11 protein-coding genes and 1 riboswitch are annotated in these 13393 nt (G+C 38.6%); all 11 genes read right to left on the bottom strand.

The genetic code is table 11. The features are described 5' to 3' along the window. Positions 1-57: 57 nt before the first annotated feature. A complete protein-coding gene (locus AB3K24_RS04020) occupies positions 58-630 on the bottom strand; it encodes a DUF1273 domain-containing protein (protein ID WP_367973914.1) in 573 nt (190 codons plus the stop codon). A 55-nt stretch (positions 631-685) separates the two neighbouring features. Beyond that, a complete protein-coding gene (locus tag AB3K24_RS04015) occupies positions 686-2863 on the bottom strand; it encodes a transglycosylase domain-containing protein (RefSeq protein WP_367973913.1) in 2178 nt (725 codons plus the stop codon). Positions 2864-2886: 23 nt separating this feature from the next. Beyond that, positions 2887-3501, bottom strand: coding sequence for a Holliday junction resolvase RecU (gene recU / locus AB3K24_RS04010; RefSeq protein ID WP_367973912.1), 615 nt, complete (start codon positions 3499-3501; stop codon positions 2887-2889). A gap of 246 nt (positions 3502-3747) precedes the next feature. Then, positions 3748-5298: a glutamine-hydrolyzing GMP synthase gene (guaA, locus tag AB3K24_RS04005; RefSeq protein ID WP_367973911.1), complete on the bottom strand. Its 1551-nt coding sequence runs from the start codon at positions 5296-5298 to the stop codon at positions 3748-3750. Between the two features lie 26 nt (positions 5299-5324). Continuing rightward, positions 5325-6305: an IMP dehydrogenase gene (locus AB3K24_RS04000; protein ID WP_367973910.1), complete on the bottom strand. Its 981-nt coding sequence runs from the start codon at positions 6303-6305 to the stop codon at positions 5325-5327. A 23-nt stretch (positions 6306-6328) separates the two neighbouring features. Beyond that, positions 6329-7501, bottom strand: coding sequence for an IMP dehydrogenase (guaB, locus tag AB3K24_RS03995; RefSeq protein ID WP_367973909.1), 1173 nt, complete (start codon positions 7499-7501; stop codon positions 6329-6331). Between the two features lie 213 nt (positions 7502-7714). Further along, positions 7715-7811, bottom strand: a riboswitch (purine riboswitch). A gap of 161 nt (positions 7812-7972) precedes the next feature. Continuing rightward, positions 7973-8866 (bottom strand): zinc metalloprotease HtpX, encoded by an 894-nt coding sequence (gene htpX, locus AB3K24_RS03990; RefSeq protein WP_367973908.1) that lies wholly within the window; start codon positions 8864-8866, stop codon positions 7973-7975. Next, positions 8866-9414 (bottom strand): LemA family protein, encoded by a 549-nt coding sequence (locus tag AB3K24_RS03985; RefSeq protein WP_367973907.1) that lies wholly within the window; start codon positions 9412-9414, stop codon positions 8866-8868. The genes htpX and AB3K24_RS03985 overlap by 1 nt, the downstream gene beginning before the upstream one ends. A gap of 89 nt (positions 9415-9503) precedes the next feature. Then, the gene (locus tag AB3K24_RS03980; RefSeq protein ID WP_367973906.1) at positions 9504-10421 is read right to left on the bottom strand and encodes a hypothetical protein; all 918 of its coding nucleotides are present in this window, start codon (positions 10419-10421) and stop codon (positions 9504-9506) included. Positions 10422-10427: 6 nt separating this feature from the next. Then, complete coding sequence (locus AB3K24_RS03975) at positions 10428-11279, bottom strand: hydrolase (protein ID WP_367973905.1); 852 nt, start codon at positions 11277-11279, stop codon at positions 10428-10430. Between the two features lie 114 nt (positions 11280-11393). Continuing rightward, complete coding sequence (locus AB3K24_RS03970; protein WP_367973904.1) at positions 11394-13340, bottom strand: putative polysaccharide biosynthesis protein; 1947 nt, start codon at positions 13338-13340, stop codon at positions 11394-11396. Positions 13341-13393: the final 53 nt, after the last annotated feature.

The following is a 13393-nucleotide window of genomic DNA, read 5'->3' as shown; positions in this document are numbered from 1 at the left end:
TTTTTTACTTATTTAATATTACCAATAAATAACTAAAATTACAAGGTAATTACTTATTTATTCGTCAAAGTTATTTTTTTCATCATTGATCTCCTGATATTCCGTTGCGTACTCCTGCAATCGCGCCATATCAATTGTTGTCAGAGGATAGGGGCTTATACGCTGCTGTTCTTGAATGACACGAAAATCGTACAATGGTTTCCCTTCAAATTCCGTATCGTAAACTAAAACAGCCCCATCAGTATGCGCCAGCATAAATTGTTGATAACTTTGTAATTGACGTGGCCCTTCATAGGGTAATTGGGATACACTTTCGAAAAAATCACTTTTTGAAAATAAAGCCTTGAGTTTCGCTTGATTATCAGGTTTCCACTGACTTCCAAATTGCTGAAATGGCAGCATTATTGCCACCTTCAGAGACGGAAACTCTTGTTTTAAGTCGGCAACAACTTCAACTGTCCATTGCTCAATACCCAGTTGGCCCCCAGTAATTACCCACTCAAGGCCGTTATCAATTTGTTCTCTAAGGGTCCTATTTAAAGCATATTTAATTATTTCAATCTTAGGATCTTGATCGCCAAACGTCCCAATTTCATAGCTACGATACCCTGTCACCCATAATCTTGACATCTCATTCACCTCCAAAATAAAAGTCTTGCTTACGCAAGACTTTTATAAATCTAGACTAATTATTACCTGTTGTCGCGCCAACAGCTGCAGAACCTGAAATACCTGCTTCTGCTGGTGTTTCACCAGATTGTGGTAATGAATTAACAGATGGTAAGCCACCATTACTCCATTTTTCACCCTTAACTTCATACTCTACAATATTTCCTCTTACTTTTGGTGTGACCGTATCTGGTGCTGTCCAATCAGTATTTGGTTTCGTTTGCATAGCATATGACATGACTCTTTGATAGTATTGTGCTGGTAAATCCTGAAATGACCAAGGAATATAATTTTTAGCAGGCCAATCATAACCAGTCCATACTGATAACGCATATGATTTTGTGAATCCTGTAAACCAGGCATCTTTAATTGCTTGGTCTGGCATATTTTCATTATCGCCATAGGCTACCAATCCAGATTTTCCAGCCTGATTAAGCCCTGGAATGATTGCATCACTGGCGGTTGCATTAGGTTTGATAACACCTTTCATCATATCAGTTAACATGAAAGCTGTACTCGTCTTCATCGCCCGTTTACCAGTCGTATTGTAATTATGTGTTGTCCCATCAGCTGTGACAATTTTAGTAATATAGCTTGGTTTATAGTATGTGCCACCATTGGCAATAGCACCATAAGCACCTGCTTCTTGTTCAGTGGAAGCATCCAAATTAATCGCATCTTGCCCGCCTGGTACGTGGGATGTTGGTATACCGAGGTCGTTAACGAATTTCCCTGCATTTGCACCGCCGACTTCTTCCAAAGTTCGCGCAGCCGGAATATTACGTGACTGGGTCAATGCTGAACGCATCGTTATATTTCCCATATCTTTACGATCCCAATTATACACATCGATACTTGTGCCAGCGTACTTGTATTTTTTATCTTCTACAGTACGGTATGTTGGCCAATTCAAGTATTCAATAGCTGGTCCGTAATCTAACAGCGGCTTAATTGATGATCCAGCCGATCGACCAGTTAGCGTCGCATGGTTCGTCGCCTGTAACACTGAGGTATTACGATTACCGATTTGTGCAACAACTTTTCCATTACTGGGATCTGTCATGGTTGCACCAATTTGCGCATCTTCTGAAGGAAAAGCGATACTATTACCATTAGCGTTATCATACATGTATTGCTGCATGGTTGAATCCATGTTCGTATAAATTTTCAATCCTGATTTGGTCGTATCATAACCCAACGCTTTTGCTTCAGCAATTGTTGATTGTACATACGCATCAGTGACCTGACGATTATTATTTGCCAATTGTGCTTTGGCAGTTAAATCTTGCAGTCCGTCAGTTACAGGCACCTTAGTCGCTGCGTCAGCTTGACTTTGTGTGACTGCGCCATATTTCACCATAGATGACAAAACTGTATTACGTCGTTCACGAGCACGTGATGTATCCTTTAAATAAGGATCGTAATTAGTTGGTGACTGTGGCATGCCGGCCAATAAAGCAAGTTGTGCCAATGACAATTGTGTTAACGGTTTACCATAGAAATATTCAGACGCCGTTTTCATGCCAGAAACACCATGTCCCATGTAAACTTTGTTCATATAAAAAGTTAATATTTCGTCTTTTGAAAAATTCTTTTCGACACGCAGTGCTAACCACGCCTCTTGTGCCTTACGCTTAATTGTTTGATCAGCTGTTGATGTACTAAACACAGATAATTTAACCAACTGCTGCGTTAACGTCGAGCCCCCCTGCATACCTAGCGATGACCCACGGATATTGGCCAACAATGCCCCAGCAATACGAATAGGATCAACACCATTATGCTTATAAAAGCGTCGATCTTCTGTTGCAACCACTGCTTGTTTTAATTGTTTGGGAATCTCATTTGAATTGGCATAATCACGATCTACCGTGGATAATTTCCAAATCGCATTGTCCTGATTATCATAAATACTACTTGATGTTTCAGATGCTAAATTCGATTGGGTAATATTTGGCGCATCGTTTGCATAAGTTATAAAAACAGCTGCCCCAGCTAGACCACCAATGATACCTAAAACAACTAACCACAAAAATATTGCTAGTACCCAACGTCGTTTCTTTTTTGGCTTTTTTGGTTTTTTAGGGCCACCATTACCAGCTTGTTTTGGCATGCGTGGTGGTTCAGTTGCTGGATGGTTATCATACATATTGTGATTGCGATTCACACGCGACCATTGATTCTCATTTGCCATAATGACTAAAGTACTCCTAATTGTTAGTTTAAATGTTCAAAATACTGATCGACAGCTTTTAAATAGTCTAAACTTGGGTTGAGACTATTTGGCACAACGTAGCTATGATGCACAATTTCTTGATACGCAATAGATTGTTTGCCTTTCAGTTTTTGCCACTGTGCAATCAAATGTTGCGCTGGATACACATAGGTCTCATCTAAACTTGTAAATTTAATAATGACAAACCCAACGCCACATTGCGATAAAATACTCGCCAGATGAACAATTTGATGTTCATGGAAATTTTTTAACGGAAATGACGTTTTATTTTTAGTTTCTTTTGCATCAAAGTCAATATAACGTCCTTGATATACACCGTTATAATCAGTTGTTGAAGCTTGTTTAAAATAAGCTTCAGTAATTTTTGCTGCCGAACGTGCTGGGTAGTCAACTTTCACAATCGTAATTGGCGTCGGCTTTTTATGGATGACTGCTAAATGATTTGCAAGATAGTAGTCATTTGCAAGATTAATTTCTTCTTCCAAACCCATCCCTCGTTTGCCAAAAGTTAGCGCTTTTTTAGTTGTTTTACCTGTACGTATTGTATTTTGAATGTCTTGGACACGATGAGTCCCAGCAGGATAATTGATTGTCATTAATCCCCTCAACCTTAAATTTTAAACTATATAGTTACTATTTTACCATAAAAGAAAAGATGACAAGCTAAAACTTGTCATCTCTTCATTAGCTTATAAGTTTGTCAGCTTTCAAATCGCTTCACATCATATTTTAAACAATAAAATCGCTATCTATTACGACAAACGGTTCACTGTTTCTCAAGACCACAACTGTTCATTATGTTCTCAATTCCTCCCACAAAACGCACTATGAAGGTATCTATGTTATTCCCACTCAACAGTTGAAGGTGGCTTAGCCGTAATATCATACACGACACGATTGATATGACCAACTTCGTTAACAATACGTGCAGAAATTTTTTGTAGTAGTGGCCAAGGTAATTGTGCAAAGTCAGCTGTCATGCCATCAACAGAAGTGATAGCTCGAATGGCAATTGTGTAGTCATAGGTACGAAAATCTCCCATAACACCAACTGAACGCACACCAGTTAATACTGTAAAGTATTGCCATACATCAGCTTCAAGTCCTGCCTTAGCGATTTCGTCACGCAAAACCCAATCAGAATCACGCACAATTTCAAGCTTGTCTTCTGTAATATCACCGAGAATACGAATACCTAATCCTGGACCAGGAAATGGTTGACGCCAGACCATTTCATGTGGCATATTTAACGCTTCACCGAGTTCGCGAACTTCATCCTTGAAAAGTGTATTGAGTGGTTCAATCAACTTAAATTGCATATCTTCTGGTAAGCCACCAACATTATGATGTGACTTAATTGTTTGCGCCGTATCTGTTCCAGACTCAATCACATCAGTATATAGTGTCCCTTGTGCCAAAAATTCAATGCCATCTAATTTAGTTGCTTCATCATTAAAGACTTGAATAAACTCATTACCAATAATTTTACGTTTTTGTTCAGGGTCTTTAATGCCTGCCAATTTGGATAAGAATCGTTCTTGTGCATCTACTTTAATAATGTTTAGGCCAAATTGCTTGCCCATCATCTCCATAACTTGCTCTGCTTCGTTTTTACGTAACAAACCATGATCAACGAAAATCGATGTCAATTGATTCCCAATCGCTTTATGCAATAAAACACCGACTACTGATGAATCAACACCACCAGAAAGACCAAGCAAAACCTTTTTATCACCAACAACTTCACGAATGTGGGCAACTTGTTCATCAATGAAGCCGCTCATATCCCAATTGGCAACAGCTCCAGCAATGTCTAGCACAAAATTCTGTAAAATTTGTTTACCGTGCTCTGACAATGTCGTTTCAGCGTGAAATTGTACGCCATACAAACGACGTTCTTCGTTAGCAATAGCAGCTATTGGCGTTGCATCTGATCCACCAGCAATAACAAAGCCATCAGGCAAATCAACGACATTATCTGAATGACTCATCAAAACTGTCTGAGACAGCGGCGTATTTGCTAATAACCGACCACTTTCTTCAGTTTGCTTCAAAATAGTCTGCCCAAATTCACCGTTGCCAGTGTTGGCTTCAACTTTTCCACCGAGATTTTGTGCCATTAATTGCATGCCATAACAAACACCAAGGACGGGTACACCAAGGTTAAAAATCTCATTATCAATGGTGAAAGCATCTTTTTCGTAGACCGATTTTGGACCACCCGATAAAATAATAGCCTTAGGGTTGTATGCCTTGACTTCGTCAACTGTCATATTGCGTGACTTTAATTCAGAAAAAACACCCATTTCACGGATTCGGCGGGTAATTAATTGGTTATACTGACTACCGTAATCTAATACTAAAACCTTGTCGATATTTATTACATCGGCCATCTGTTACTCTCCTCTATTTCAAAAAATTATTTTGCATAATTGGGGGCAATTTTAGTAATTTCAACATCATGTGGATGTGATTCACGAAGCCCATTATCAGTAATTTGAACGAATTGTGCTGTTAATTTCAAATCTAATATGGTTGATGAGCCAGTATAACCCATGCCAGCTCGCAAGCCGCCATCCGATTGGAATATCGCATCATCAATTGACATATCTCCACCGGCGAAAGTACCATCTGATTCTAAAACTTCACCCTTTAGCAAATCAGTCACTAACGTTGCGTCAGCGCCAGCAGAAATGGCTTTAACCACATCACCTGAGTAATGCACACCACCCGTTGAGATAACTGCTTTATCAAATTCCGCTGCGACTTCAGCAATAGCCATTGTTGCTGTTAAAAATGGATACAATGTGTTATTTGGTAATTTAGAATTAACTGATCGGCCAGCAATCACTGCATCAACACCATCTTGATATAATGCACCAGCAATGCCTTGATCTTCAATCACGCCTACGGCTAAAAATGTTTCTGGGAACGTCTTACGAACCGCTTTTACAATATCATTTGTTTCTTTGTTTAATGCATCATGCAAATAAAAGAATATTGCATCAGCACCAGCTGCTATTAGCTTTTCAACCCGTGCTTGTGCACCAGTTGTCAACCAAACTTCTGCAGCAATTCTAACACGACCATTCACATCCAAAAAAGCGTTAGGGTACTTTTTATGGTCGACTGCTACTGATTTAGCTGCAGCAATAGCAGCCATCTGAGCTGAAATATCTTCTTGTTCAGCAATAACGCCCAAACCACCGTTCAACGCTGTTGCGGCTGCACGCCCATCTGTTGCTACACCATTTGCTTCTGCAATAATTGGTATATTTAAAATGAAATTGTCAGCTAATTTTGTTGCCAATGACACAGTGTGTGGTAAGACATTTGAAGCACCTGGTACAAGTAAAACTTGATCATAACCAAGTCCTTGATTTTCATTATTTTCAGACATGTTTTCTCTCCGTGAATTTAATATTAAAATGTTGGAATAACAACTGAATTGTTAACTTTTGACAATTCTGCTTCGTAATCAATCACGTCAATGTCACGAGCAATATGATTATCTTGCGTTAAATTAGTGATAGTTCTCGTACCCATTTTAGCCATTTCTTCACGAACACTTGTCATAATTGTTGTTAAGATATCAGCCAATGCTCCCTTGTATTGCACACGTGCTTCAATTCCCTCTGGTACCATCTTCTTTGCTTCATTCACTTCACCTTGGAAATAACGATCCTTAGATCCGGCCTCCATGGCAGCAATAGATCCCATACCACGATAAGTTTTGTACTTTTTACCATTATCTTCAAAAATAGCGCCCGGTGTTTCTTCTGTTCCTGAGAACATTGATCCTAACATCACCGCATTCCCACCAGCAGCAAGTGCTTTAACAATATCTTCTGACGTCTTAGCACCGCCATCAGCAATAATGGCCTTACCTCGTCTTGCAGCTTCCTCAGCCGCATCACGAACAGCAGAAATTTGTGGGACACCGATACCCGCAACAATACGCGTTGTACAAATAGAACCCGGTCCAATGCCTACTTTGACAACATCGGCCCCGGCATCATACAAAGCTGCCGCACCATCTGTAGTAGCAATATTGCCAGCAATAATGTTTAGTTCAGGAAAAGCGTCACGAACTTCTGACACTTTGCGCAACACCCCTTCAGAATGCCCGTGTGCTGAGTCTAATACAATAGCATCTACACCAAAAGCAAACATTGCTTCGACACGCTTTACTGTATCAGATGTCACGCCAACTGCCCCTGCAACGAGCAAATGCCCTTGCGCATCAACTGCAGCATTTGGATATTGTGCATGATCAAACACCGCCGTTTTAACTTGTTTAATTTCATCTGCTTGTTCGGCAATCGTCATATTTTTATGAACGACTCCTAAACCACCAAGTTTAGCCAATTCTGTAGCAAAACGTGATTCTGTCACAGTATCCATTGCTGCTGAAAGTAGTGGTAACTTTAATTTCAACGTTGGTGTCAGACTAGTTTCAACAGTCACTTCATCAACCTTGACAACACTTTTTTGATCATAAACCAACTTGATATCACCAAAAGTCAAACCCATTTTTGCAAACTTGTTGCGCGAGCTGAACTTAGGGTTTTCATCATCTAAGAAAAATTTTTGCATAAGATCCTCCGATTTTAAACGTAAATTATTAACAATTCATGAAACACATCATTAATATTTTTACATCATTGCTTGTCTAGTTGGCCTTTTTGTTAACACCATTGTTAACGGATCCGCCGAAAGATAGATAATTAGTAATAAAATTCAAATACTTGGTACAAAAAAAAGCATTTGGGATACACAGATCCACAAATGCTCGGGCACCATCATAGACAGTACCTGACATTTGCGGATAGTCACGAATTTTGGGACGTGGTAGAAACTGCCGGCCATTTTCCAGCGATATATCTGCAAACAAATGATTTAGTTGTTGGTATTACTTTACCGGTTTTTATGAGAAAAATCAACCCTTAATTTGCGACCTGGTCGCTTATCTTTTTAAATATAAAATGGCAAAACAACTTGACTCGCTCTAACGTTTGATAGCAACAAAATAAATAAAAACCAGACACTAAGTCGTGTCTGGTGGCTTCACATTTTCTCTAAACGTGTAATCCGCTCTTCAATTGGCGGATGTGTATCAAATAAACGTGCCTTTTTCTTCAATGGATTACTGATATATAATGCAGCTGAGGAAGGGTCAACATCTTGCATAGGCTTTGCTGAATCTAACTTACGTAGCGCGGAAATCAATTCTTGTGGATTACGCGTTAATTCAACACTACCAGCATCTGCTAAATACTCACGATTACGTGAAATAGCCATTTGTATCATGGCTGCAACCAAAGGTGCTAGCATCATTACCACGATGGAGAAGACAAACAGCAATATTTGTAAGCCACCACTGCTATTATCACGGTTGTCACGATTACGATTACCACTGCCAAAAAACCACCAGTTGCTACCTAAATTAGTCAGTAACGTGATTGCCGCAGTCAATGCCAGCGCAATTGTTGAGATACGGATATCGTAGTTACGAACATGGCTCATTTCATGACCAATAACACCCTCAAGTTCATGACGATCCATAATCGCTAGCAAACCTGTTGTTGCTGCAACTGCAGCATTTTTAGGGCTATTACCCGTGGCAAAAGCGTTTGGGCTTGCATCTTCAATGATAAATACACGTGGCATAGGTAATTGTCCAACCATGGCCATATCTTCAACTGTATGCCATAGTTCTGGTGCCTGATTAGCTTGTGTGATTTCTTTACCATGATTCATTGCCATAACAATACTGGTAGAATTACTAATCATAATCACGGTGTAGATTGTCCCGATAAGTAATGCCCCAACAACACCCATTGTGAGTGAGTTTAACAGCATGTATCCGACTGCTGCGCCCACAATTCCAACTAGAATAAGAAAACCAACCAAAAGCACAATGGTCCGACGCTTATTTGATTGTATTTGCTCATATAACATTAAAATTTAACCGTGGGTACTTCTTTTTCAGTTTCTGGTACAACAATAAATTCACTTGGTTCAAAATGATGTATGCCCGCAATAATATTGCTAGGAAATGATTGTAATTTTGTATTATAACTAGCTGTTGTTGTGTTGAACAATTGACGAGAATAAGCGATTTTATTTTCAGTATTCGTTAATTCTTCTTGTAACTTTGTAAAGTTTGCACTTGCTTTTAGGTCAGGATATGCCTCAGCAACAGCAAATAAATGCGTCAATGCACCCGATAATTGATCTGATGCTACCATTGTGGCCGCTGGACCTTGCGCATTATTAACGCTTGTTCGTGCGTCAGTAACTGCTTGTAAGGTTGTCTTTTCAAAATCTGCATAACCCTTGACCGTATTAACCAAGTTAGGAATCAAGTCATTTCTGCGCTTTAATTGCACATCAATTTGGCTCCATGATTCCTGCGTTTGCATCCGATATTTAACCAGACTGTTGTAAATACTAATCCAAATAATCGCAACCAGTGCGACTACGGCAATAATAATAATTAATGTCATACGTGCTACCTCTTTCTATGATAGGCGTTTTAAGATAGTTGTCCGCAATCAAACTAAAAGCCTCTTATACTATTTTCTCATAAAATTTGTTAATCTACAAACACTTCGCGTTTATCTTTTAATCCGACTGTAGTCACATGGTCACAATACCACTGATAAAAAAAAGGCAATTGTTGAAATAATGTATATAGCGTTACTTCTCTATTATCATCTATAATATCATAAGTCCATTGCTCGTGCCCATCATTTGTACGATGTGCTATTAATTTTAATGATACCTCACCAATAGTAATGACAACACCTTTTTTTTCATCCAGCAGACGTTTCAAAATAAAGTGTTGTTTGGCAGCAAGAACAAATAAACTATCCAAAATATCTGTGGATAAATCTTTTCGAGACATTGGCAAATCACCTTGTTTTTGCGCGTCAATGCCCGGTAACATGGTATCATATGCTACTGCTCTTAATTGTGAAGCAATCGCCGTTAAACGCTTTTGAAATGTCGCTAAAGCATCAAGGCCAGCTAGCTGCGCAGCTTGTGTTTGAACCAATTTCGCAAACTGTTGTGTATCTAAATAGAAACGTTTATGTGCTATATCCCAATATAATACTCTTAAATTTTGCGCTGTTTCTTCTAAATAATACCCACCTGCAGCCAACGGAGCTGTCATAAAGCGGAATGAAGCATTAGGCCATTCAGAAAAATGTAATTCCGCAACTTTTTGTGCATTGGGTAATATCACCGCAGTCGATGACAAAGATGCTTGTTCGGCAAATTTGGCAAATACGACCGTAACCCAGTGTGTGTTTGGAAACCAGGCATCGGTGGCAAGGCGTACCATTTTAGACTGATGACTATCAAAAGCTAAAATTTTCTGTAAAATATCAAGCAATTCTGGTACATCTTCCGTCGTACTCAAAGAATCAATTAACATTTGCCAACGATTAAACAAGTTCAAATCTTCTTTTAATTGTTTACTATATATCTCTGTTTTAAAGTTATCCATTGTTCACTATTTCTGACCTAATTGTGTAATATATGACACATAGATATGCTGTAATTCTGTGATAAATGTCGGTACATCAACATGATGTTCTAAAATCGCTTGTAATTCTAATTGCCGTAGTACATCTTCTTTTTCAAATGCCAATAGCTCTTCTTGTTGTTTTACGAGCTTTTGTTCAACTTCTGGCACACGTTTTTGCGTTGCCATTAACAAGGCTTGTTTTTTTTCTAATGCTTCTCGTGCTGTTTTATCGTTACGTCCAAACAATCCCGATTTATTAGCTGATACTTCTAACAATTGATCCGCTATGACTTTCAATTCAAGCGAACGTCTGGTATTGTCAGATAGAAAAGATTCTAAACCTGCAATAATTTTGGTTGCTGCTTTAATTTTGGTTGTATTAATTGTCTCACCCACAGGTAATTTTGTGGTCATGATAAGTTCAGAAGTTACCGCTTCATCTATTGTTATCATCACTGACAAAACATTTAATGTCCCGAGGCGCCGATGATGCCACCAATCACCTATATAAACTGCATAAAAATTCGGGTCTTCAAGAACAGGTGCCAATGTCAAAAAATTAAAGTTTGTGGCAAAATAATTCACTAATTCAGGTGCCAAAAAAGTAGCAATAAGCTGTTGACTATCAGCTATTAATGGTCCTAGCTGTTCCGAAGACTCTGACGCTGATTCTTTTTGAAAACTGTCATTAAATTTATGCGTATCTAATAACTGATACACTTGGGAAATTTGATTATTTTTAATAGCTGATTGTAACTGTACTAAATACGAAATTTTACGTTCTAACTTGTTAACAAGTTCTGGTTGCAATATTGTTTGTGTGTCTTGAATTGTCATTTCTACGCCTCCATTAAGCACAAATTATAATTTCAGCATACACCAACTCTGACTTTAAAAATAGCCTGTTAATAATTTTTTATCTAATTATTAGATAAAAAAACGATGATTATCTCATCGTTTTGGACGTAATTTGGCTGGTATACGCCGTATTTTATTGCCTAATAAATCATCACCAAATCCCATACGCAAATACAAAAGTATCACAACAATACCCCCAATAGCAGCACTAATTAGAGCTGTGAAGGTAACTGAAAGCTTTGTATCCATTGGGAATAAAAAGTTACTCATAACGAATACAATCGCATAAGAAACGATTGCCATCACTATTGCCCCACTAAATAACTGCCAAAGTTCTTTGCCTACGGATGACAAAGACACGTCATATACTGCTTTTAGATAATCGAGCATGTAAGCAATTGCAATGATCATCCCAATCATACTGGCCATCAAGGCCCCCATACCCTCAAAGTACCGAATACTAGGCACTTGTAAAGCTATTTTGACCAACAAGCCCAGCATAAACGCTTTAATAACAATTGACACTTCGGATAATGCTTGCAGTACAAACGCCAACAACATAAACAAACTAAACACAATTGCTAGCATCGTTGAAAACTGCAACAAGTATATGCCTTCTTGGTTTGACACGTCAATTGGATAAAACATTTTGTAAAGTGGCGCTGAGATAGCAAACATACCCAAAGCACTTGGAAACATCACCAGAGCAAATAATTTAATGACTTGCATTAACTGGTCTTGAATATTTTCTCGCGTCAATGTTGCTTTACTACCAGACAACATTGGTAGCGCCGTCGCTGCAATACTTGTTGAAAAAGGCACAATAATCATAATTAATTTATTCGGATTAGCACTAAATAATGCAAATTGTGTCTGCAGTTGCGTATTAGTATTCGCAAAAAAATGAGTCATAACATTAAAATAAGTATATTGATCAACTAATTGAAACAATGTAATTGCTGATCCAATAATAATAAATGGCCAAGATTCTTTTAAAATATTAAAAATTAAACTTAACGTCGGCTTTTTAACTGGTTTAATATTTTGACGTAAAGGCTCAATCAAAATATAACGATACTTTAGCCAGCCCCAGACGAGCACTATCATACTAAATATAGCACCAATAAACGCTGCAAATGTTGATTGAACAACAACCCCACTCCAATTACCAGGATTCATTCGTAAAATAATAACGGCTGTGACTAGCATGTAAATCACACGGGCAATTTGTTCTACAACCTGCGACAACGCCGAAATACTCATGAGCTGATAACCTTGGAATATCCCACGAAGCATTGACATCAAGGGGAAAATAGCAACAGCTGGTGCTAATGAATGTAACACTGGTATAAAATTAGCATTCCCCATAGCCAATATTGGTGTCAAGAAATAAATTGCAGCACCAAATACAATTCCCAATATGACACCTAGTATCATCGACTGACGTATCAGTTGACGCGACTGATAAACATCGTGACGTGCGTTGAATTCTGCCACTAATTTTGAAATTGCAGCAGGCACACCAAATGTTGCAATGGCCAAAAATATCGCATATATTGTGTATCCTTGTGCAAATAGGCCATTAGCACGGTTGGAATTAGAACCAAGCAGCGCCATCCAAGGCACAATATAAATTGCACCCAATACACGAGATACAATATTCCCAGCAGACAACCACGCTGAGCCCTTGACTAAAGTTGCTTGATTATCAGCTTTTGAATTTTGCTTTACAGTCGTCGCCGCCACCTCTTCAGCAAATGGATCTGAGGTTTGCGCGTAATCAAGCGTCGGCTTCTTTTTAATAATTCGCTGACGAGAGTGATCATTTTTTGCTTTAATCATTGTAATTTCTTCACGCGTGGGCTGCCTTACTCGTGCTGATTGATTACCATTATTTGATTTTAGTGGTTGCTTTTTTTGAACGCGTTTTTGTGCTCGCGCTAATATTTCATCTGCGCTTAGTATTTGCCCATCAACATTGACTTTATCAACGTGCTGACCTTTCATTTTCAGATCATCTGGACGTTGTTCATCCGTCATTTGTGTACTCCTCTTAAATTATGTACGCTGGCCAACAACACCAGCTTATATGC

The organism is Leuconostoc aquikimchii, from assembly GCF_040838325.1.
GTDB lineage: Bacteria > Bacillota > Bacilli > Lactobacillales > Lactobacillaceae > Leuconostoc > Leuconostoc aquikimchii.
This window is presented reverse-complemented; position numbering and strand designations above follow the sequence as displayed.